This window comes from Cupriavidus oxalaticus, from assembly GCF_038900635.1.
In the GTDB taxonomy this organism is placed as follows: domain Bacteria; phylum Pseudomonadota; class Gammaproteobacteria; order Burkholderiales; family Burkholderiaceae; genus Cupriavidus; species Cupriavidus oxalaticus_B.
Genome location: NZ_JAYMRX010000089.1, coordinates 1 through 450, shown reverse-complemented (window position 1 = coordinate 450; position 450 = coordinate 1). Strand labels below are relative to the sequence as shown.

At 67.6% G+C, this 450-nt stretch carries 1 protein-coding gene; it reads right to left on the bottom strand.

Annotated features, from left to right (window positions below; translation table 11 throughout):
* Positions 1-450: TRAP transporter substrate-binding protein DctP (gene dctP, locus VSR71_RS35080; protein ID WP_342917921.1), on the bottom strand; the 450-nt coding region annotated here is incomplete at both ends.

The window sequence follows — 450 nt, the reverse complement described above, 5'->3', positions numbered from 1 at the left end:
CCCTTGATGTCGGCCAGCGACGTCAGGTCCTTAGAGGAGAACACCGCGCGCATGCCGGTGATGCCCCAGCCGAGCCCGATGGTGCCGGTCTCCTGCGGCAGCACGTCGAACAATTTCACCGCCGCCGGATGCCGCACGAACTTCGCGACCGCCGGTGTCGAGCGGACGATATAGGGCGCGTTGATCGCGGCGATGTGCGGCACGCGCGAGCCGAGCTCGGCGGCCTGGATGAAGCCCATGTCGAGCGCGCCGGACTGCAATTGCTGCATCATCGCGGGCTCGTTGCCGAGCTGGCCGGAGTGGAACACGGTCAGGGTCAGCCGGCCGTTGGTCGCGGCTTTCAGATCGTCGCCGAACTTGGTGGCGGCCTTGTTCCAGGAATGGCCGTTCGGCGTGATCAGGCCGAGGCGGAATTCCTTGGCCTGGGCGAGCGCCAGCGACGGCGCGAAC